This is a genomic window from Hymenobacter swuensis DY53, from assembly GCF_000576555.1.
Lineage (GTDB): Bacteria > Bacteroidota > Bacteroidia > Cytophagales > Hymenobacteraceae > Hymenobacter > Hymenobacter swuensis.
Genome location: NZ_CP007145.1, coordinates 2,750,835 through 2,772,561 on the forward strand (window position 1 = coordinate 2,750,835; position 21,727 = coordinate 2,772,561).

At 62.2% G+C, this 21,727-nt stretch carries 16 protein-coding genes; 3 read left to right on the forward strand and 13 right to left on the reverse strand.

The genetic code is table 11. The features are described 5' to 3' along the window. Positions 1 to 31 precede the first annotated feature (31 nt). The 9 genes from HSW_RS13200 to HSW_RS13240 form a co-directional block, all read right to left on the reverse strand. A complete protein-coding gene (locus tag HSW_RS13200) occupies positions 32 to 2,002 on the reverse strand; it encodes an OmpA family protein (protein WP_197031875.1) in 1,971 nt (656 codons plus the stop codon). Positions 2,003 to 2,237: 235 nt separating this feature from the next. Then, positions 2,238 to 3,653: a 3' terminal RNA ribose 2'-O-methyltransferase Hen1 gene (locus tag HSW_RS13205; protein WP_044002319.1), complete on the reverse strand. Its 1,416-nt coding sequence runs from the start codon at positions 3,651 to 3,653 to the stop codon at positions 2,238 to 2,240. Between the two features lie 90 nt (positions 3,654 to 3,743). Next, entirely contained in the window at positions 3,744 to 5,618 is a 1,875-nt protein-coding gene (locus tag HSW_RS13210; RefSeq protein WP_052346416.1) for a cytochrome-c peroxidase, read from the reverse strand. Positions 5,619 to 5,725: 107 nt separating this feature from the next. After that, complete coding sequence (locus tag HSW_RS13215) at positions 5,726 to 7,207, reverse strand: PhoX family protein (protein WP_052346417.1); 1,482 nt, start codon at positions 7,205 to 7,207, stop codon at positions 5,726 to 5,728. 252 nt (positions 7,208 to 7,459) lie between these two features. Further along, a complete protein-coding gene (locus tag HSW_RS22880) occupies positions 7,460 to 10,201 on the reverse strand; it encodes a choice-of-anchor I family protein (protein ID WP_052346418.1) in 2,742 nt (913 codons plus the stop codon). Positions 10,202 to 10,311: 110 nt separating this feature from the next. Next, positions 10,312 to 11,715, reverse strand: coding sequence for a GH1 family beta-glucosidase (locus HSW_RS13225; protein WP_044002320.1), 1,404 nt, complete (start codon positions 11,713 to 11,715; stop codon positions 10,312 to 10,314). Between the two features lie 97 nt (positions 11,716 to 11,812). Beyond that, positions 11,813 to 12,856, reverse strand: a complete 1,044-nt coding sequence (locus HSW_RS13230; protein ID WP_052346419.1) for a glycosyltransferase family protein — start codon at positions 12,854 to 12,856, stop codon at positions 11,813 to 11,815. A gap of 64 nt (positions 12,857 to 12,920) precedes the next feature. Next, the gene (locus HSW_RS13235) at positions 12,921 to 13,796 is read right to left on the reverse strand and encodes a UDP-2,3-diacylglucosamine diphosphatase (RefSeq protein ID WP_071883108.1); all 876 of its coding nucleotides are present in this window, start codon (positions 13,794 to 13,796) and stop codon (positions 12,921 to 12,923) included. A 61-nt stretch (positions 13,797 to 13,857) separates the two neighbouring features. Beyond that, complete coding sequence (locus tag HSW_RS13240) at positions 13,858 to 14,076, reverse strand: hypothetical protein (protein ID WP_044002321.1); 219 nt, start codon at positions 14,074 to 14,076, stop codon at positions 13,858 to 13,860. A 235-nt stretch (positions 14,077 to 14,311) separates the two neighbouring features. On the opposite strand from HSW_RS13240, the gene HSW_RS13245 reads away from it, so the two are divergent. Then, positions 14,312 to 14,872: a hypothetical protein gene (locus HSW_RS13245; protein WP_044002322.1), complete on the forward strand. Its 561-nt coding sequence runs from the start codon at positions 14,312 to 14,314 to the stop codon at positions 14,870 to 14,872. A gap of 74 nt (positions 14,873 to 14,946) precedes the next feature. Here the strand turns inward: HSW_RS13245 and HSW_RS13250 are convergent, their stop codons facing one another. Further along, positions 14,947 to 15,468, reverse strand: coding sequence for an NUDIX domain-containing protein (locus HSW_RS13250; protein ID WP_044002323.1), 522 nt, complete (start codon positions 15,466 to 15,468; stop codon positions 14,947 to 14,949). 203 nt (positions 15,469 to 15,671) lie between these two features. Here HSW_RS13250 and HSW_RS13255 point away from each other — a divergent pair, with 203 nt between their 5' ends. Next, positions 15,672 to 17,129: a DEAD/DEAH box helicase gene (locus HSW_RS13255; protein ID WP_044002324.1), complete on the forward strand. Its 1,458-nt coding sequence runs from the start codon at positions 15,672 to 15,674 to the stop codon at positions 17,127 to 17,129. 185 nt (positions 17,130 to 17,314) lie between these two features. Continuing rightward, positions 17,315 to 17,797, forward strand: a complete 483-nt coding sequence (locus HSW_RS13260) for a hypothetical protein (protein ID WP_044002325.1) — start codon at positions 17,315 to 17,317, stop codon at positions 17,795 to 17,797. 102 nt (positions 17,798 to 17,899) lie between these two features. Here the strand turns inward: HSW_RS13260 and HSW_RS24295 are convergent, their stop codons facing one another. From HSW_RS24295 to HSW_RS13270, 3 genes are all read right to left on the reverse strand, one after another. After that, entirely contained in the window at positions 17,900 to 18,070 is a 171-nt protein-coding gene (locus HSW_RS24295) for a hypothetical protein (protein ID WP_155832971.1), read from the reverse strand. A 745-nt stretch (positions 18,071 to 18,815) separates the two neighbouring features. Then, positions 18,816 to 19,415 (reverse strand): helix-turn-helix domain-containing protein, encoded by a 600-nt coding sequence (locus HSW_RS22885; protein ID WP_052346420.1) that lies wholly within the window; start codon positions 19,413 to 19,415, stop codon positions 18,816 to 18,818. 481 nt (positions 19,416 to 19,896) lie between these two features. Further along, positions 19,897 to 21,660, reverse strand: coding sequence for a L,D-transpeptidase family protein (locus HSW_RS13270; protein WP_044002326.1), 1,764 nt, complete (start codon positions 21,658 to 21,660; stop codon positions 19,897 to 19,899). Positions 21,661 to 21,727 lie beyond the last annotated feature (67 nt).

The following is a 21,727-nucleotide window of genomic DNA, read 5'->3' on the forward strand; positions in this document are numbered from 1 at the left end:
AACCAAGCCCCCCATATGCTCATCCACGCTCCTACAGCCCGCCCGTGATGCGGAACTCCACGCGACGGTTGAGGCGGCGGGTGGCTTCCTGCTCGTTGCTGGCACGGGGCTCGATGCCGCCGAGGCCGAGGCCGGTGATACGTTCGGCCGCCACGCCGTGGCTGACCAAATAGGCTTTCACGACGGCCACGCGCTGCTCGCTGAGTTGCACGTTCAGCTGCGGGTCGCCCTGGTTATCGGTGTGGCCGCGCAGCTCGATGGTCAGCTCCGGGCTGGTGGCGAGCAGGTCCACCAAGCGGTTGAGATCGGGCGCTGACGAGGGCAGCAGGACAGCTTTGCCCTGCTCAAACTCCACGTTATCGAGGCGCAGCAGGACGCCGGGGTGCAACGGCCGCAGCACAATATCCTGAAAGGAAGGGCCGGCCGGCAGCTGATAGACGGTATCCAGAGGCAGATAGCCCGGCAGCTGCACCCGCACCTGGTAGGGCTGGGCAGGCACGCCGGTCACCAGAAACTCCCCCGCCGCCGTGAGCGTACGCCCGGCCGCCGAAGTTCCCGGTCCAACCACCGACAGCCGCGCCTGCGGCAGCGGCGCTTGGCTGTCCGCCGCCAGCACCCGCCCCAGCCAAGTGGCCGCCGGCGGCGACGGCGGGACGGGGAGGCTGGCCGCCTGGTTGGGACGAAACAGGTTGCAGCCGGCCAAGTCAGTGTACACGCCACGGCGCACATAGGTGGCCTGCTGGCGGGCCAGATCTATTTCGTACACTGATTTGGGGCCGGCCACGTACAGCCGCCGCCGGCCGCTGGTATCCTGCTGCATCAGCAGGTCGCTGTAACCGCCCTGGGCTGGCAGCCCGGTCAGAGGCAGCGGAGCCGGAGCCGGCTGCTGCGTGTGCAAATCGATTTTGAGCAGCGTGCCGTTGGTGCTGTACACTTCGTAAAGCGTGCCGGTATCATCGAGGCAGAAGTTAGCGTGCGTGCCCGCGCCGGCAAAGCCCACAGCCGGAAAGTACGGGGCGTTGCGCAGCGGGTCACGGCCCCAGACCACCGTCACTGAGTCGGTTACCGGGCTGACGCGCACCAGCAGGTTGGCGTCGTTGGTGATAAACAGCAGATTACCCCGGACATCGGTGGCGGCCGAAATCCAGACGTTGCCGGAGCCCTGGGCCGGCAGTTCCCAAGTGGTGTAGCCGCCCTGGCGCGTGGTGGGATTATAGCGGTACACCCGTTCGGGCTGGTCGGTGGGTGATTTGGTGACGGAATACAGGCAGTTGTCAAACCCTTTGGCCAGCGCGTACGACTGAAACGGCAGTACCCGCCGATGTACCCGGGGCGGAGCCGTCAGGTCGGCCGCCGCAAACTCGTGAATAGTGCGGCAGTCGTCTTCCCAAATGCCATCATGCACCCGCAAAGCGGCAATACCATACAGCTTATCGTCGCAGAGCTGATCGGCGTAGCGGCGGCTGGGCCGGCCGGGTCCGACAAACCCGAAGGAGGCAACCAACTGCCGCCCCGCCGCCAGATACTGCGCATCATGAGCGGCAGCAGCCCGGTATTCCAGCTGAAACTGGTAGCCGCCCCGCCATAACAGCCGGCCCACTACGCGGGTGCGGGCTGCCGTATCGGCGTACGTATACTCGTAGTGGAGTTCCTGGTACGGGCCGGCATCGTGCTGGTCGAGGCGCACTACCCGGACCTGCGGCAACAGCAGCAGGGCCTGCCACACCGAGTCGGCCGGGTCAGCTGCCAGAGGCGGCTGGTTCAGCCGGCTCGCGGGCAGCGGCTGACTCGTGAGCTGCACCACGGCAGGGGCCGCTGCCCAGGCAGTACCCGCGTAGAAACTCACGTTGGGCGCGGCCTGCTCCCGTACCTGCCAGCCGTGCGGATATGTGACCTGGTAGCCGGTGCCGGCATCGGTAAACGTTTGCCAGTCGGTAAGGGCCTGCGCCCCGGCCGGCCAGCTAACCACAACCGCACCCAGCAGCAACGAAACAAAACGCATCAGCCGCAGCCAACCCGGGATAGATACCATTCCGCAAAAATACAGAAGCGGTTGTTATTTTCGTTTCCCGCAGTCTTTCACCTGTTTTTCAGGCTGGTTATCCGCCTGGACACTTACACTATTTCTTTACAAAATCCTATAGCATCACAACACCTACGCGGGCCATCGTCACCGTATCGGCCTGCGTATAGCGAGTGAGCAGGCCATGTTCTGACAAGAACCTAAGAAAGCAGGCTTACTGCTCAAACACGGCCAACTGCGAGGGCGCGCCTACTTCCGCGTATTCCGGGCCCAGCGGCTCCAGGCGCACCCGGTAGCCGTGGCGAGCAGCCACACCTTCGGCCCAGGCCGCAAACTCGGCCCGGGTCCACTCAAAGCGGTGGTCCTGGTGGCGGAACTCACCGGCCGAAAGAGTTTCGTAGCGCTGGTTGTAGTCGGCATTGGGGGTGGTGACGAGCACGCTGCCGGGCCGGGCGCGGGCAAATACTACCTGCTCGAAGGCAGCCAGCCGGTTTTCATCGAGGTGCTCAATTACTTCCACCACAGCCGCCGCCTCGTAGCCAGCCAAACGTGCATCGTGGTAGAGCACCGAGCCTTGGGCCAGGGTGAGCCGCTCGCGCTGGCGCGGGGGCATTTCCGCAACGTGCAGCCGCTGCTGGGCCCGTTCCAGTTCCCGCCACGACACATCCAGGGCCAGAACGTGCTCAATCTGCGGGTTTTGCAGCAGCCGGCGCACCAGCTTGCCTTCCCCACAGCCCAGGTCCAGGACCCGCTTAGCCCCCAACCGCCGGATTTCTTCGGCCACGCGGTCCAGGCGCAGGTCGTGCAGCTTCTGCTTTGCCCCTACCGCTTCCGGCTCGTGCCGGGCTGCTTCTTCCGCCACCAGCTCCAACACCTCATCCGAGGCTTCCGCGTCGGCGGCCAGCAGGCGTTCCAGCGTGGGATTCACGTACTCAGCAAAGCGCAGGTAACGCCGCGTAATAAACTCCCGCTCAGGGTGCTGCGCCAGCCAGCCGGCACCCCGGCGCAGCAGCTTTTCGGCTTCCTCCCGGTTAATCCAATAATGCTTATCCCCCCGGTCCAGTACCGGGATGAGCACGTACAGGTGACTGAGCAGATCCTGCAGACGCAGGGCCGGGTGGCGCAGCCGCAACGTGAAGTAGCGGCTGCTTCCCCACTCCGGTCGGGTCGGGTCGAGCAGGTGCGCTTCGGTTTCCACCGCGTAGCCCAGAGGCGCGAACAGCCGCTGCAGCTGCTCGGCGCTGGCGGCGGGCATCACCGCCACGGTGGCTTCGAGGGGCAGCAGCGTATCGGGCAGCTCGGGCCGGTCTTTGCAGGTGCCGTTCATGGCCGTATTGAAGGCTCTCGACAGCGCGGTGCTCAGGAAAGAAGAAGCCACGTAGGGCCGGTCGTTCACATACTGTTCCAGCGCGAAGCCCTCCCCGGCCGGCCCCCGGTGGTTGCGCACCAGGGCCACGGGGTCAATGTCAAGCAGCAGGGCCACGGTGCAGCGCTCCGCCGTGGCTTCGGGGTAAAAGATGTGCGCCTGGCCGGCGGTTATGTCCACCGTCTGGAGACGGGCGGGGTTCTTGTGCAGCAGGTAGCCTAAATCGGTGGCGGGCTGGTGGGTGGTAGTGATGGTAAGGAGCATGGCCTCTAGCAGATAAAATACACGAGGCGGCAAGATACGCAGCCGCTAACCGGCACCAAGCCCGCGCCGACGCCTACAGCCACGCCCCCGCTACCAGGCGGCCGCCGTATCGGTGAGGGCCAGCAGAAAGGCTTTGAGGGCTTTTTGGTCGGCGGCGGAGAGGTGGAGCTTATCGGGAGGCAGCGTCTGGTTGGGCACGTTCAGGCCCAGCCCGCTGCCGCCGCCTTCGTTGTAGAACTCAATAACCTGCTCCAGGGTGCGGTAGGCCCCATTGTGCATGTAGGGCGCGGTAAGGGCCACGTTGCGCACCGTCGGAATCTTGAAGGAATGGCGCAGCTGCGGCAGCTGCACCTGGGCGTAGCGGCCCTGATCGGCATCCAGGTGGCGGGCGGCGGGCGTGGCCGGCACCCCCAGCACTTCCGATTCGGCCTCGGTGAAGCCCGGCGGTACAGTGCCGTTGAACAGCGGCGCGAAGTGGCAGGTACCGCACTTGCCAGCCCCCATAAACACGTTGAACCCCCGGATTTCCTCGGGCCTCAACACCCCGCGCCGGCCGCGCATATGCTGGTCGAAGCGGGAATTGAGCCGAATGAGGCTTCGCTCGTAGGCCGCCAAAGCCGTCTGAATCCGGACCGGCGTGATGGTGGGCTCCGCGCCTACCTCACTGCCCGGAAACGCCGCCCGGAACTGCCGCACGTAGGCGGGGCTACGCTGCAGCTGGCGGGCCGCCGTTTCCAGGGAGCCGTGCATTTCGTCGGGGTTGCCGACCACATCCACGGCCTGGTTTTCAAGGGTAGCGGAGCGTAGGTCGTAGAACTGGCCGGCCTGCAGCGCGGCGTTGAGAATGGTGGGCGTATTGCGGTGAACAAGGCCGCCCGGCGTGAGGGTGGCGTTTTTGGCGAGGCCGTCCGTGAAGGCCTTGTCGGGCTGGTGGCAGCTGGCGCAGGAGCGGCCATTGCCCCCCGACAGCACCGGGTCCTGGAACAACTGGCGCCCCAGGGCTACGCGGGCGGCGGTGCGGTAGTGGCGGGCGGTGGGGGCATAAAAGTCGGGGTCGAAGGCAGCCGAATCGAACAGAGTAGCGGCATCGGGCCGCAGGGCGCGCACCTCCCGGAAGGGCGCAATGCCCAGCCGCTGCTGGCAGGCCAGCAGCGCCCGGCCCAGCGGATTGGCGTGCTCGGTGATGAACGTGAGCCGGTTGAAGTCGGAGAAGCCGGGGTGCAGGCGCACGTAGCGTTCCGCCTGGGTCAGCTGCCGTTGCGCCGTTTCGTAGGCCCCCGAAGCCGGAGCGGCAGGGCTGGGAGCGTAAGAGCTCAGGATGGGGCGTAGTGCCGCCAGCGCGGCGGCCGTTTCGGGCAGGGTGGCGGCGGGGCTCAGGGGTGTATCAAACCCGCTGACACCCAGGGCCACCACCCGGAAAACCTGGAGCCGCAGCACGTCGAATACGTGGGCATCGGTGAGCTGCTGCACCTCCCACCGGGTGCGGGCGTTGTTGATTTCCCGGTGCAGCGCCACTACCTCCCGCACCAGATCGGCCTGGCGCCCAGGCTCGTACCGGGGGTAGAGCAATGCTTCTATCACCTGCAGACCACCGGGCTCGAAATCCTTGTTTTCGGCCACTTCCACCTCCCCGATGGGCGGGCCGTTGAGCAGGCGGGCCGTGCCAGGCATGTAGTATTCGGTAAACGGTTCTACGCGCTTGTAGAGCAGCCGCGCCACCCGAAAGCTGCGGCGCAAGGAGTCGGGCGAGGTGCCGCGCCGGGCCAGAGGCAGCAGCTGCTGGTGCACATGCTTCCCCAGGCGGGCCAGGTCCTGCGCTACGTGCTGGTGCACGCGTTGCGCGGTGCTGTTAACGGCCCCGGAAGCCGGGGCACCCGAGCGGGAACAGGCCCCGGCAAATGCCAGCAGGACGGCAGCTACCAGTGGCGCGCACGCGCGAAAGGCAATAAAGAGCGGTTGAAACATGGTAAAAATAGGCGCGAATGCCAAAGCAGCGGAACCCAATAGCCCTCCACCGATGCACCGGCGGAGGGCTGAGAAAACGTAGAAATCGGATAGAATAACAGCCGGCTCTAGCGCTGCACGCCGCGCACGATGACTACCTGCCCGCCTTCCTTGTTCTTGTTGCGGGTTTCGGCGGAGCCGTCGGCATTCAGGTATTTATCGTCCTGCCAGGTGTGGGGGTGCAGGTTCAGCAGGAACGTATTGGGCACGCCCACGAGGTCGGAAATATCCTGCATGGCCCCATACTCCCAGGAGCTGAGGCGTTGGTCGTTGCTCTTGTTATACTTGGCGTTGAAGGTGGCATCGGTACGGCGGTGGTTCATTTCCAGCATGGGTTTCAGCTGCTTGCTGCTCATGCCATACTGCCACACCCGGCCATCGTGTTTATTGTTGGTATAGTACGAGTCGCCGTCTTCCTGCACGTACACAAAGTCTTGGGTTACGCACAGGTTATCGGGGTTCACGATGCTGTTGCCGGGGTCGGCGGCGCCATCCACGGCTATTTCCAGCTTGCCTTTCAGCACGTTATCCGCCTGCATGGTCAGCTTGTACACGCGACCCCACATGGTGAAGCCGGTCACGGGCGTCACCTTATCCGACTGGCTGACGCCGGTGGCCGTGAAGTATACCTCGCGGCCGGCCCCGTTGCCGCCCTTACGGTAGTCTACATCCTCCACGCGGGCAAACTGAATGGCACTCTTGGCTACGGTTTGCGCGGCAATCTGAGCCCCGGTCAGGGTTTTAGCGTTTTCGATTTCCACAAATTCCACATCGTACTGCTGGCCGGCGACCATGCTCGTTTCAATGGGGTCGGCGCTGGTGCGTTTGAGCACGTACAGCTTGCCGTTGTCCAGGTCGCCCACGGTATTGCTCACGTAGGCAATCAGCTGGCCGGCACCCACCCGGCTGCTTTCGTCTTCGCCGATAAGAATGACGGTTTTGCCAGGGAAGGCGTCTTTAGGCAGCGGTACCGCGTTTTCCATCGAGCCCTTACCCAGGGCCGGCTTCATGCGGGTGCGGTCCTTCTTGTTCACTGCACCCAGCGGGTCGAGGGCGTGCACCATGCTTTCGCCGTCGGTTTCGCCGGCGGTCAGGAACATCGGGCCAAAGCCGTGCTCCTCAGGCGTGGCCAGCGTGGCCGAGCACAGGCGGAAGTTGCCGCCGTCGCCGTCCAGAATGTACTCGCCCTTCGTGGGTTTGAAGGTTTTGTCGAGGTACACCCTGGAAACCGAGAACATGATTTCGTGGTTGTTGATGAGGATGTAGCCTTCCCCGTTGGGGTTTTTCAGCAGCCCCGAGCCATCGGGCTGGGCTCCGAAGATGAAGTTGGGCGACTCCGGCAGCACATCGTCGGAGCTGATAAGAGGCAGGATTTCCAGGCTCTCGAAACCGGGCAGGGCCTTCACCAGAGCCGGGTTTACAGAGTGGGCCTTCAACTCTACCTCAGAAGTCGGGTCCGATTCGTTTTCGGAGTCGTTGCAGGCTCCTAGCAGGACCAGCAGCAGCAGGGCCGGCAGCTTGGGTACAAAGGCGTAGCGGTTAAGATACATCGGCAGGAAAGAGGTTGGTAGAATGATGCCGCAAAGGACTTAGCGGAGCGTTATTCCAGCGTTACGCCCCCGTTATTGAACTGCTACTTTCCCGCTGGCAACATCTTATTCTGATAACACTTAGGCAACGTGTCACCCCTTGTCCGACCGCTCGACTGCCGACGTTCTAAACGACTTCACAATAAAAACGCCCTGGCTACAGCCAGGGCGTTTGTCCATTTATAGAAAAGCGTATTAGCGTCTCTCCCTCACCTACCGCACTACCAGTTTGGAACTGGCCCCATCCTCGGCGCGGAGTACGTAGACGCCCGGGGCCAGCCCGGCCGTTTCCAGCTGGCTGACCTTGCGGAGGGTGCGTACCGGGCGGCCCAGCGCATCGTGCAGCGTGCCCGATACGGGGCGGCTCAGCTGCACCCGGCCCTGCGTGGGGTTGGGGTAGAGCTGCAATGGGGCCGCATTGCGGGCCTGGGCCGTGGACGTCAGAGGGCCGCGCGTCCGGATATCGTACACCGATACCGTGCTGCTGATTTCATTGGCGAGCAGCAGCAGCGGCTGGCCGGTGGGGCTGTTCGAGCCCGCAATGAACACGATGCCCTCGGGGCCCTGGTCGCCGGTGCCGGCCGTGAGGCTGCGGTTGTTCACGTACTGCACCAGTTTGGGCTGGGCAGGGTCGTTCACGTTGAATACGGCCACGCCCCCAATCCGCTCCAGCGACACAAACGCGTACGTCGTGTCCCGAATCATGCCCGTCGTTACGCCCTCGGGCTCGGGGCCTTTATCGTCGGAGCGGTTCTTGCGGGCGGGGGTGCCGGTGGTGTTACTGGCGTTGAAGATGGCTCCGTACGTGGCATCGGTGCTGGTCAGGCGCTCCAGCAGGTCGCCGCTGTCATGCACCAGCGCGCCGGACGTGGCGTTGAAGATGCTGAACGAGCGGCCCCCAAAGGCGTAGATTTCGTCGAAGTCCCCGTCCCCGTCGGTGTCCCCGAGCTTATTGGTGACGTTGAGGCGGCCCAGGACCTGGGCGTTCTTGAGCAGCGCGGCCTGCGGGAAGCGCGTGGCGTCGAGCACGTACCCAGCGTCGCTGAGGCGCACGGCTTCGGTCAGGGCCGAGTACTCGCGGGCGTCGCCCTCGTTGGCCGTTAGCAGGTAGTGCTGGCCGGCTACTTCAAACGTAGCCAGCGCATCAGGCAGGCGCATGCCTTTAATGGGCCAGTTAGCCAGCAGCACATCCGGGGTCTGGTCGGAAGCATCCAGCGCGAACCCAGCCTGGGCGTGGTCCTGGTAACCCACCGGCCGTAGCGCGGTGAACTGTTTGGTCGTCAGGTCCAGGGTAGCAATGGCATTGTTTTCCTGCAGCGTGATGTAGGCCAGCTGCGAGTTGGCCGACACAGCCACGTACTCGGGCTCAAAATCCTGGGCAACGGTGCTGGGCGCGGCGGCCGTGCCCCCGTACAGGCGGATGCCCTGCTGGCGCAGCGCGGCGGCCTGCCCGTTGTAGCCGGCAAAGCCCACGGTGGTCACGCTGGCCTGCGTAACACCGGCTACGCGCCCGCTATAATCAATCACCGACACCGAGCCCTCGGGGTCCACGGAGTAGTCCGACTTCGGCTCACCCTCGTTGGCCGTGATAAGCAACTTGCCGTCCGGCGAGAAGGTAATCATGTCGGGCAAAGCTCCCACCGTCACCTGCTTGAGAAACGCGCCGTTCTGGTCGAAGAATACCACCGAGCCGTTCTGCTGAGGATCCGTGTTTTCGATGGCGCAGGCTACCACCCCGTCGCGCACCGCCACCGAGTTGATACCGCCGTAGGGCCGGATATCAATGGAAGCCACGGCCGTCAGCCCACCGGCCGCACCCAGGCTCAGAATATCGAGCTTGCCTCCGATGGAGTTGGCCACGTACAGGCGCTGGGTGCTGGGGTCGTGGGCCACAATTTCGGCCGAGTTGGTGCCCGCCGCGCCGTTCTGGTACGAGCCCAGGCGGTTGAGCGTAAGGTTACGCGTTTGGGTGGGCGCGGCGCTTTCGTTGTCCTTGATGTACACCAGCACCTCCGTCGCGCCGGCCGTGAGCGTGCCGTTGGTAGGGTTCTGCAGGCGCAGCGTGAAGTACTCCGCGCCTTCGGTCAGGGCGTCATCCGTCAGCGGGATGGTCAGCGTCTGCGTCCCGTTGGCAATGGCCGGGAACGTCAGCGTCTGCGTGGCGGCGTAGGTGAAATCAGCTCCGGCCGTGGCGGTGCCTAGGCCGGGCACCAGGGCCAGCTCCACGGTAGTAGCCGTAGTAGCCGAGGGGTTGGTGATGCTCACCGGAATACTCACGGTGCCCGCGTTTTCGTTTACCACGGCCGTAGCCGAAGCCAGGCTGAGCGAGGGCACTACTGCGGGAGGCGTGGTGGTCGTGCGGCCCAGCTCCACTTCGTCCCAGGCGGCCCAGTCGTCGCCGTTCTGCTTGGCGGCCAGGCGCAGCCGGACATGGGTGGCGGTAGCAGGCACGGCCACGGTTACGGTCTGGTAGGCGCGGGTGTCTTTGCTGAGCTGGGTGTAGGTTTTGGGAGCGGGCCAGTTGGTGCCGTTGTCGAACACCACGGCGTAGGCCAGGGAGTCGGAGGCATCAAACCCGTTGCTGAAGAATTTAAACGACACCTGATTGGCAGCCGTAGCGCCGCTCTGAACAGCTACCGGCGTAAAATCCAGATAGTGCCACACGGCCAGGTCGTTGGTGACGGGATTCTGCAGGTCCTGCATACCCCAGAGCAGCGCCCCGGCGGAGGGCACCGCCTGCACGCCGTTGCTGCCGGTGGTACCCACAGTGGCTACCGGCGCCCAGATATCGGTGAGGCTGGGGAAGTTGTAGGTAGCCGGCGTAGCCACGAAGCCCCACGTGTCGGTGGCGGAGCTTTCAAAGCCCTGCCGCAGGCTTTGCGCGGCCGCCGGAGCGGTGCAGGCCGTCAGCAGAAACAGGCCGATTTTCGGGCCGGAAAGTAGTAGTGGGCGCATCCAGGGGAAGGTTGGTGAAGGAATGCGCCAAAGCTACCGGGGCACTGTTACGGCAAGATGATGAACCGATTACCGAATCGTGAAGGCCATTTCACTCCACCTCCGGCTTCTCAGCGTGGCAGCCGGACCTGCTCCCCCGCCAGAAACCGCCCGTACCAGTGGCCGGAGTCTTTTATGGTGCGCCGCTGGGTTTCGTAGTCGACATGCACCAAGCCAAAGCGGGGCGCGTAGCCCTCGGCCCACTCGAAGTTATCGGTGAATGACCAGGCGAAGTAGCCCTCGACGGGTACTCCCTCCTGCCGGGCCCGCAGTACCTGCCCGATACAGGCCTGCAGATAGGCCTGCCGGGCCGCGTCCGGGACGCTTCCCATGAGGTTAAGCTGGTCGGGGAAAGCCGCGCCGTTTTCGGTGACCAGCAGGCGCGGCGCGTTGGGGTAGGCGGCAAACTGCCGCAGCATATAGTAAAGGCTTTCAGGATACACCTCCCAGCCCATGTCCGTGAACGGCACGCCCCGGGCGGCGGCGCCCACCAGCCGCGCCCATAGCAGCGGCACGTAGGGAGCATGCTGCACTACTTCGCGGGTGTAGTTCTGCACCCCCAGAAAGTCGAAGGCAAACGGCAGCCGGTCCTCGTCGCCGGGCTGGTGGTAACGGTCCAGCCAGTTAAGCAGGGGCAAATCGGCCACGGGGTAGCCCAGCCCCAGGGCCGGCTCCACGAACAGGCGGTTGAGCAGGGCATCGGCCCGGCGGGTGGCGCGCTCGTCCCGGGCCAGCCCAGGCCGGGCGGGCGTGAGGTAGGAGCAGGAAAACGTGGTACCGATGCGGGCCGTAGCGGGCAGGGCCGCGCGCAGGGCCCGGCCCCCTTCGGCCTGCGCCAGCGTGGCGTGGTGGGTAGCCGCCAGAAACCCGCCCAGACTCCGCCGGCCCGGCGCATGCACGCCCAGCAGGTGCCCGGCCCCGGTGAATACCATCGGTTCGTTGAGGACCATCCAGTGCTGCACCCGGTCACCGAGCCGAGCGGCCAGCAGTTCCACGTAATCCGTAAACCAGCCCACCACGCTGCGGTTGGTCCACCCGCCCAACTGTTGCAGCGCCAGAGGCAGGTCCCAGTGGTAGGCTGTAAGCCAGGGGGTGATGCCACGCGTGAGGCAGCCGTCTACCAACCGGCTATAAAAATCTATTCCCTTTTGGTTAACAATACCCTTTCCCTCCGGTAAAACACGCGCCCATGCCACTGAAAACCGGAAATCATCTATACCCATTTGGTTTAGCAAGTCCAGGTCCTGCGGCCAGCGGTGGTAAAAGTCAGCCGAAATTTCGGCTGTTTCACCCCGCTTAATCCGGCCCCGCCGACGGACAAACTCATCCCAGATGCTAGGGCCTTTGCCGTCCGTGTTCCAGGCGCCCTCCGTTTGGTAGGCCGCCGCCGATACGCCCCACCGGAAGTCAGCCCCAAAGTCGGAACGGGAAAAAGTAGTTGGTGCAGAGGCAGGATAAAAAGCGGGAGGAAGCATGCGCACTAGTGGAGTTGGAAAAGGACAGCCGGCAGCGCCGGGCCGGATCGGGCGGCTACTGGCATACGCAGCCCCGGCAATTCAGCAGGTCGGTCCGTCACACCCAGAAATCCGCCACTTGCCCTTTCACAGCTTCCCCACCCGCTACCCGTCCCGCTTCCAGCAGCAGCTTATCCAATATACTGGCCGTCTCATCGGGATACTCCACTGCAACGGGGCGGCCGTATTGCAGCCAGTGGTCGAGGACAGCCAATGACTTGTCTTTGAGGTTACGTACTACCGGCACCCCCATGTGGGCCAGGGCCGTCGCGTTGCAGGCCTGTTCGTATTGCTGTTTCATGGGCACTACCAACAGCTTTTTCCCGAGGTACAATGCCTCCGCCGGGGTTTCGAAACCGGCCCCGCACAGGACGCCCGCGCTCCGGGCCAGGCTATCGGTGAAGGCGGCTCCGCTGACCGGGCGCACCCGCACGTTGCCGTGCTCCGACTCCTGCCGGCTGTGCTTACTGAATACTTCCCAGCGCACCGCGCGGCTAAGATAGCGCAGCCGGCTAACCAGCGTAGCTTCATCAAAAGCGGGCAGATACACGGTATAATGGCTTTCGTGGTGGACCGTAAGCTCGCGCACCTGCCGCCGGATAACGGGCGTGTGAATGTGCGGCTCGTAGGGCTGGAAATGGAAGCCATACTGCCAAGTTGTCGGCGCGTAGTGACGCAGCACGGCCCGGCCCACAGGGTCGGGCACACGGGGCTCGGGGGCATATTCGCTCAGCACTGCGGCCTGATGGCTCAGGGCCACGCAGGGCACGCCGCGCCGCCGGCACGCCCAGGCCGAAACCGGCTCAAAATCACTGATAACCAAGTCGTACATTTCCACCGGCAAGTCACGCAGCTCGCGCAGAAACGCCTTGGAGTTGAGCTGCCAGAAGGTTTTTACGAAGTTGATGCCCCCCTTCTTCCCAAAAACAAAGCCCAGCCCGTGGCACCGGTAGCGGACGGAAAAGGGCAGTTCAATATCGGCCGGCGGGCCGCTCACCAGCACATCTACCCGTTCGGCCCGCTGCTGCAGCAGTGGTACAATATCCAGGGCCCGGCTCAGATGCCCGTTGCCGGTGCCCTGAATGGCATATAGTATGCGCATGAAGTGAAGATTGGCAGTTGTTATTGTTGGATAGTACCCCGACTGGCCCGTCTGAACCGCGCGCTTAGCTCATCCCGATTTCGCGCAACAAATCGGCCAGCAGCGCGGCGGCCGGGGCATCGGCGGCGGCATCCTCCGCGTCGGGTTCGGCAGGTTCCGGGGGCTGGGGCTGCTGCATGCGGGGGTCGTCGTGGTAGCGGTAGAGCTGCCAGCCGGCCGCAGCAGTGTACTCCAGGGCTGTCAGGTTTTCCACCCAATCGCCGGAGTTCAGATACGTCACCGGCCCCTGTGGCGTGTGCAGCTCCTTTATTTCGGGACAGTGAATATGGCCGCAAGCCACGTAGCGGTAGCCCCGGTCGGCCGCAATAGCAGCGGCCGTCTGCTCAAAGTCGCTTACCAGACTTACGGCACTCTTCACGCGGTCCTTCACCGCCTTCGACAACGCTACCCGTGGCCGGCCCAGGCTGGTGAGCCCCCAGTTCACGAGGCGGTTGAGCAGAATCAGCAAGTCGTAGCCGTGACTGCCAAGGCGGGCGAGCCACCGCGAATGGCGCATGGTTACGTCGAATATGTCGCCGTGAAACAGCCAGGTACGGCCGTGGGGCAGCTCCAGCACCAACTTGTTATCGATGCGCAGGGCCCCGAGCCGGGTGCCGGCAAACTTGCGCAGCAGCTCGTCGTGGTTGCCGGTGAGGTAATGAATCCGGGTACCCTTGGCGGCCAGACTGGCCAGGTAGCGCACTACCCGCATGTGGGCGGCGGGCCAGTAGTTCTTGCTGAACTGCCAGATGTCCACAATATCCCCGTTGAGGACCAGTTCCCGGGGCCGCACGCTTTTGAGGTAGCGCAGCAGCTCGGGGGCATGGCAGCCGTAAGTACCCAGGTGGACGTCGGAAATCACGCACACGTCGAGGCGGCGCTTTGCGGTTTTCTGCTTCATCGAAGGGGGCAAAGGACCATCAGGCGGCCCGCGAAAACAGTCGTTCTACTTGAAGCCTTGCTTACAGCGCTGGGCGGGCCGAAAATGACGTCCGGGGCCGCACCCGACGGCTACCCGGGGGCTTTTTATCATCGGTGGCGGCGTGGTTGAAGTGGAAAGGCAGCCGTAGCGCCCCCACGGAGCGCAACAGGTAGGCCAGCACCAGGGCCAGTTGAAACAGCCGGTAGGCTACCGCGCGCACCATCTGGTGGGCCAGCGGGAAAGCAATTGGAGTCCACATGATTTTCAGCAGTTTAATCCACTGCAAAGAACCGCACGGCACATGACGCGGGCGTTACCGGCGGGTTACGGTATCATCAATTCCGGCCAGGCAGGCGCTGCTTAATCTGTCGGCGGCCGCGTCCCGTCGAACCCCGTGGCTTGTTGGCCGAAACCGGTGGCAGCGGCCGGGGTATTCCGTATCTTTGCCAGACCGGAATCCGGCCTTCACCCCCTAGTTGCTTTTATCACTCCCTATGAAGAAATTTTTCCTCCTCGCCGTTCTGTTTCTGGGCGCCCTGGCAGCCTCCGCCCAGTACATGCCCGGCAAGCCCCGTAAAAAATACACCTTCCCCAAGAAGGACGAGGAAAGCCCTTACGTGCTCAACGTCACGAAAAACACCGACGAGGATGCCGAGGTGGATGCCTGCGTAACCCGCGTGGCCTACCGCCCCTACAGCGAGCTGCTCACCGAAATCAATGAGCTGAAACGCATGAACAGCTGGGCCGATACTACCTACCAGCGCCGCTTTACGCAACTGCCCGTCGGCGGCCAGCTTACCGTGACCATGTACCGCCGGGGAGCCGCCAATGCTGACCCCGCCTACCTGAGCCTGGTAGCCAAAGACAAGGATGGCAAAGAGGTACTGAACGTCCCCGGGCTGACGGCCGGCAACGGCCGCTTCTGGAACCGTGACCTGTACATGAGCAAGCGGGTTATCCCATTTGTTAAATCCGAAGCTCCACAGGATATCATCCTGACTATCAATGACGCAAAAACAAAACAGAACTTTGAGTATATCATCAAGGCGCAGTAGTTTTTAGCCATATAGTCAAATAAGCAGGCCTTGGCTTCAGTAGAAGTTAGGGCCTGCTTGCGTATAATCCAGGGCTAGTTCGCGGCTTCCCGCAGGCGGGCCCACTGTACTGCCACCAGCGTTTTGGCGTCCTCGAAGCGCGCCTGCCCCAGTTCCTCGGCAGTGAAGGGCACGGCCTCAATCTTTTCGCTTTCCTCGGCCAGCCCGCCCCCCTGCCCCGACTGATGGCTGACTTCGGCGTAGAACACGGTAATGACTTCCGAACTTGTGCCAGGCGAGGGCAGCAGCCGGGTGATGAGTTCCAGCCGGTCCACGTCGTAGCCCAGCTCCTCGTGAATCTCGCGGCGGATGGCGGCCTGCGGTTCCTCATCGCCGTCCACCATGCCGGCGGCCAGCTCTACTATTTCGTCCTCGGGCCCGATGCGGTACTGGCGGGTAAGAATATACTGCCGGGTGCCGGTGTGGTAGACCAGCGCCGCTACGGCCGTGCCGGGCTCGAACCGCTCCCGTTTCAGCACGTCCTCCCCATCCTGCACCAGCAGCTGACTGAGTTTATAGTGACCGTTGTAGACTATTTTTCGCTCCGTGACGTGCATAAGAAAGCAGGAAAATAAGGTTCAGAAGTGCCAAGGTATACGGATTTCACCGGGCGCTAGGCGTATCACCCTGCTCTACCCGGGCCGAGGCTACGGGGTTTTATGTTGGCGGGCGGGCGCTATAAGTTAAAAAACCCGACCTTTGCGGGCTCTTATAGCTGTGCCATTTTCGCTGCCCCGGGGCAGCCGCTTTTTTTTTCTAGATGTCGTTCGACGAACTCAACCTGATTGAGCCTATCCTTAGCGCTTTGCGCGAGGAAGGCTACGTTACCCCCACGCCCATTCAGCAGCAGGCCATTCCGCAGGTGCTGGAAGGCCACGACCTGCTGGGCATTGCCCAGACGGGCACCGGCAAAACGGCCGCTTTCACCGTTCCCATTCTTCAGATTCTGCACCAGACGGCTCAGGTAGAGCGCCACGCACCTGGCCGCATCCGCTGTCTGGTCCTCACGCCCACCCGTGAGCTGGCCATTCAGATCGGGGAAAGCTTTCAGGCTTACGGCCGTCATTTGCCCAAATTGCGCTCCACCGTCATCTTCGGCGGCGTGGGCCAGCACCCACAGGTGCAGATTCTCAAGCGCGGCGTAGAGGTGCTCATTGCCACCCCCGGCCGCCTGCTCGACCTGATGAACCAGGGCTTCATCGACCTGCGCAACATTGAGGTATTCGTGCTGGACGAAGCCGACCGGATGCTGGACATGGGCTTCATCCACGACATCAAGCGGATTCTGCCCAAGCTGCCCAAGCAGCGCCAGACGCTGTTCTTCTCCGCCACTATGCCCGGTCAGATTCAGGACCTGGCCGACACCATTCTGCGGCCCAACCCGGTAAAAGTAGCCGTCACGCCCGTGTCGAGCACGGCCGATACCGTGACCCAGGCGGTGTATATGGTGGAGAAAAACGACAAGGCCGACCTGCTGGAGCATGTGCTACAGGACAAGAACATCCGTCGGGTGCTGGTTTTCACCCGTACCAAGCACGGGGCTGATAAGGTGGTCCGCACGCTGGAAAAGGCCGGTATTGAGGCCGAGGCCATCCACGGCAACAAGTCGCAAAACCACCGCCAGCGCGCCCTCAGCAACTTCAAGGCCGGCGCAACCCGCGTACTGGTAGCTACTGACATTGCCGCCCGGGGCATTGATGTGGATGAGTTGACCCACGTCATCAACTACGAAATTCCCAACGAGCCCGAGTCCTACGTGCACCGTATCGGCCGCACGGGCCGTGCCGGCGCCAACGGCACCGCCCTCTCCTTCTGTGATGATGAGGAGCGCGCCTACTTCCAGGACATCCAGAAGCTCATCCGCCGCCAGATTCCAGTGGTGCAGAATCATCCGTACACCTCCAGCGCTGTGGCCCCGGTGCCGCTTTCGGGCGGTCCGGCCATCAAGCGTCCGAAAGGTCCGGCCGGTCGCCCGGCGCGTCCGGGCCGCGGGCAGCAACCCGCCGGCTCGGGCCGGCCGGAAGGCCAGCGCAGCCAGGGTGGTCAAGGCGGCAGTGGCCGTAGTGAGCGGCCTAGCGGCAACTCGGGGCGGGAAGGACAGCGCGGCGGCCACGCGGCAGCGGGCCGGCCGGCGGGTTCCTCACACCCGGAAGGTGGCAGCGCCGGTGGGGCTGGCCGGGGCGGCCAGCGCCGCTTCCGGGGCGGCGGTAACCGCTAGGACGACCGGGCAGGTTCCGGCGCTTCCGGAATTTCCCTGAACAGCACGTAATAGAAACGCCCCGGCCGGTTGGTTGGGGCGTTTTACGTTGCCCGGTTTCACGGCCGCCGCATAAACATTCCGGGCCACCTGTTGCTTACTTTCCCAGATGCCCCGAGGGCAGCTTTCACTTACTTTGTTTCGTTATGGCACAACGCACGCTTCCCGTCATTCAGGCCCTGCGCGACACGGCCCATCGTCTCAGCAGCCAGGCTCCGTACCAGTGGGGCCATATGGGCAGTTGTAACTGCGGCCACCTGGCCCAGACCATTACCCGGCTTACCAAGGCTGAAATTCATGCTCGGGCGATGGAACGCTACGGCGACTGGGAGCGGCAGTTGACCGACTACTGCCCCACCAGCGGTCTGCCCATTGATGCTACCATTGATGAGATGCTGGCCCTGGGATTCACCCGCCAGGATCTGACGCATCTGGAACGCCTCTCCGACCCTACCATCCGGGCTGCCATTCCCTTCGAGCGCCGCGACGCCCTGCGCCACAACCAGCGCGATGACGTCGTGCTGTACATGCGCACCTGGGCCGACCTGCTGGAGGGCGAATTGCTGGCCGGCATTCAGCTCTCGGCGCTGCTGCCGCAGCCCACGCCGCAACTCGTAATGGCCCTGTAAGTACGCTGGCTTGCGGCTTTGCGCCACCCTGACACACAAAAGCCCCGCCGGCCAACTGCCGACGGGGCTTTTGTGTGTCAGGACCGGTCGGGGCCGGGGAGCTTAGTAGTTCACGTTGCTGCGCTGCGCCTCGCGGTAGCCCTCGGTGCGGTGGCTGCGCTTGTAGGCGGCGTCAGCGTTGGGGTCTTTCTCCGCGTCAGGAGCTTGCGAGCAGGACGACAGAAACAGCGAGGCGCCAGCGGCGAACAGGAGGAGCAGACGAAGATTTTTCATAGCCCAAAGGTAAGCACCACCCCGAATCCGGACAAGCACTAACACCCGGGATGTAGCAGGAGTATTTCGCCAAGATCGAATTACAGATGTAACTCCGCTTCCCGAACATGCTACCCACGCCGCTGCTATTTACAAGTGTAGACGAAGCAACTCCATACGCTCCTCTGCTTGGCGGCAGAAAAAGCAAGGTTGTATTTGTAAACAGCCCAAATCGTCTCCAAGGCTTCCGGTATTTCGCTATTGAGCCGTTTTAGCATCCTGTACCGGATTCCGGTTCTCCTGCCAGATATTCTCCTGAGTAAAGCAGCAGAAGCGTAGTATCACTTTACAACCATCTACGCTCGTCAATCAAATTAGCAAACTGGGCTGCTTGAAAGGCCCTCCCATAGGCTGTATAACTCATTCTCGCTATTAAAACATTTCCTATACTTCAGTTATTCAATCCCAAACTATATAAAATGAACCAACACTTAATATTTAACTTTTTAACCTGCTGATAAACTTACACTTAACTATCTATAAACCTATTTGCTAGCAACCCTATTAGCAGATAATATTATATCACTATATCGCCAAAACGCATTCACTATCCCGACATCACGGCCATTCTTAATGGACTCGTTTCAGCAGTGTACCCGGAACTGTAAACCTGGTCTGCCAAATTGCACATCAGCACTATAAACTGCACACCTGCTTAGATCAGGCCCTACTTTTCGGGGCCCAGACTACCACGAGGGTTCCGATTCTACCGCGTGGTTTCGGGCTGGTAGTCCGCGAATGTGCCGTCCTGGTAGAAGATTACTATACGGCGGATTCTTTTACCCGGATCAGCCAGGCCCTGCGCTATATCCACGCCGTTGGAAACTGAACTAGCTGGGGGAGGGCCTATCGGCTCCGGATCCTGTTTTAGTGCCGGCTGCCCTGGTAGAGTGGCAGGCTCTGGCAGGGCAGCCGGCACTAAAACAGGATCCGGAGCAGGTGCCGAGGCCGCAACGAGGAGTACGGCGGGCTCTGGAGCGGCCGCAGGGGCTATAACAGGGGCCGTAGCGGCCACTAAAGACGGGATAGGAGTAGCATCGGGAGCGGCACGCCGACGCGGAGCGTCGGGCGGCCGATTTACCCGCTCCACAGCCTGTACTTCCAGCATCGAACCACTGCCATTCAGCAACCAACTCACCGATACATCGGGGAAGGCCGCCAGAACCTTCTGTACTACCTCCAGGCTGGGCTTATTGCGGCCGCTCAGGATATGGCTGATAACCGGCCGTGATACACCAATGGCATCCGCGAACTGGGTAGAAGTAAGCTGACGAGTTGTTAACAGCTCTCGAATCCGGTCAAGCATGGTGAGTTATGAAGATTTACAAATGTACGTAGCTCGTTCTCATCTTCAACAGGTTCTTTGCTGTGTTTACTTTTGTTTCGCACCTCATATACACTCTCTCGGTATTTACATTTGTATTTACAATGTCTATATCACTAAATTGCTGAATACAATTGTAATTCATTCGTTAGCTGCTTACTCCTTTCTTTATTTAGCCCTAAAGCAGCTATACCGTGCGTTGCGCTGGACTCTACGTTGTCATTTCCTGAGCACCGCGCACCTGCCAGTCACCTAGATTCGCTCAGCGGTTTAGTTTTTCGGCGTGGGCGGGCCTTGCCCAGAAAGTATCCCTGCTCCTCTCTGCGTCACGCGCTGAGACGGACTGTATTGAACGCAACAGCCCCCGCTAACCGGCTGACAAAGCAACCGGGGCGGGGGCTGAAATAACGGATGGCCGACAGCGCGGCAACACCCGAAAGGGCAATGGTGCTACTACACCACGCTAGTTGAAGTACTCTTTGGCCAGGGCCTTGTCGTGGCCGTAGATATCGTCGCGGAAGTGAACCTTGCCGGCTTCATCTACCCAGGTAGTGAAGTACACCAGATACACGGGCAGCTTCTCGGGCAGGGTTACGTACTTCTCCCGGCGGCCGGCAATGGTATCCATAATGGCTGTCCGGTCCCAGTCGGGCTTGTCACGCAGCAGGTATTCGGCCAGCTTAATGGGCTCGGCTACCCGCACGCAGCCATGGCTGAAGCCGCGCTTGGTCTGGCTGAACAACTCGTCGTGGGGCGTATCGTGGAGGTAGATATCATTGGAGTTCGGGAAGATAAACTTCACGTCGCCAAGGTCGTTTTTGGGGCCGGGCCGGCGACGCAGCGTATACTTCCAGGTCTTCTGGCTTACGTTGGCCCAGTCGATGCTATTGGGGTCGACAGGGGTAGCTTTGGCCCCCCAGCCTTTCACCACTTCCATATCGAGGCGGTCGAGCGTGGCCTGTGCATTGCCCACCAGCTTGGGCCGGAGCTCTTTGTCGATGATGCTGAACGGCACGTTCCAGTAAGGAGCCAGCACCACAAATTCCATCTTGTCGCTGAAGACCGGTGTGGCGTTGAGCGTCTTGCCCACGATGACCGGCATGGTGAATTTCTCCTTGTTCTCCTCCACCACATGCAGGGTGTATTCCGGAATGTTCACGAGCAGATAATTCGGCTCAAACTTCTTCGGAATCCAGCGCCAGCGTTCCATGTTCAGCGTAATCTGATCGATGCGCTGGGCCACCGAAATGTTGAGCAGACGCAACGTCTCACCGGTTACGATACCATCCGGTTTCAACCCGTTCATGGCCTGAAATTCTTTCACGGCAGCTACCAACTCGGCATCGTACGCCTGGGCAACCGGGGCGGCAGGAGCAGCCGGCTTACCGGGGTTGTTGGCCACGGCTACGGCCGGCGTGCCAGTCGTCGGAGCGGCAGCATCAGGGCCCAGCAGTCGGGTCCGCAGCACAGCTACGGCGGCCGAAGTGGCTCCCGGCTTCAGGCGAGTGGTAGCCGGCAACACTGGCCAGCCGCCGTTGCGCTGAATGGCGCGGTAGTCGGCCAGGGCCTTTTTCAGCCGGTCATACTCAGGGTGCAGGGGTTCGAAATCATAGTAGCCGTAGGTGCTTTCCCGCTCCTTCAGAATGGTCATCAGCGCCTTGTGCAGCTTGATTTTGTTGCGCTTTACATTCCAGTCAATGGCCTTCACGGCGCGCGGATCTACGGTGCCCCGGTAGAAGTCGGAAGCATAGTTGAAATAGGTCCCTGACAGCGCCACGTCGATTTCCTTTTCCAGCGTATTACGCTTGGTTGAGTCCCCCTGGGCGGCTTCGAGGTCCTTGAAAAGTTTCTCGAAGTCCTTGGTTTTGTACTCCTTAGGATCCAGCCCTTCGTCGGCGGCTTTGTTGATGACCCCAAGCAGAGTGCGGGCCTGTGGTACCAGCTCGTGGTTGCGGAACCAGCCCAGGCGGAAGCCCCGCTCCCGGTAAAATTTCTTGGCCCATTCGGTCTGGTCCTTGAATTTAGGCTCGGTGCTCATGTACTTTACAATGTACACGCTGTCGAGCTTAGGCTGGGCTCCGCCGGCTTTGGTGAAGCCGCCGGGCAGGGCTTCCTTCAGCTGCGCCTTCTGGTCCTGGCTGCACGACACCACGGAGGTGCACAGCAGCAGGCCCAGCAGCCAGCAGCAGAAAGTAGTAAGAAAAGTAGGACGATGGAATTCGTTCATGCGGGGTGGTCGGGAGAAGAATCAATAAAACGGTTTCTGACCAGCGGCAGCCACGGGGCCGGCGCAG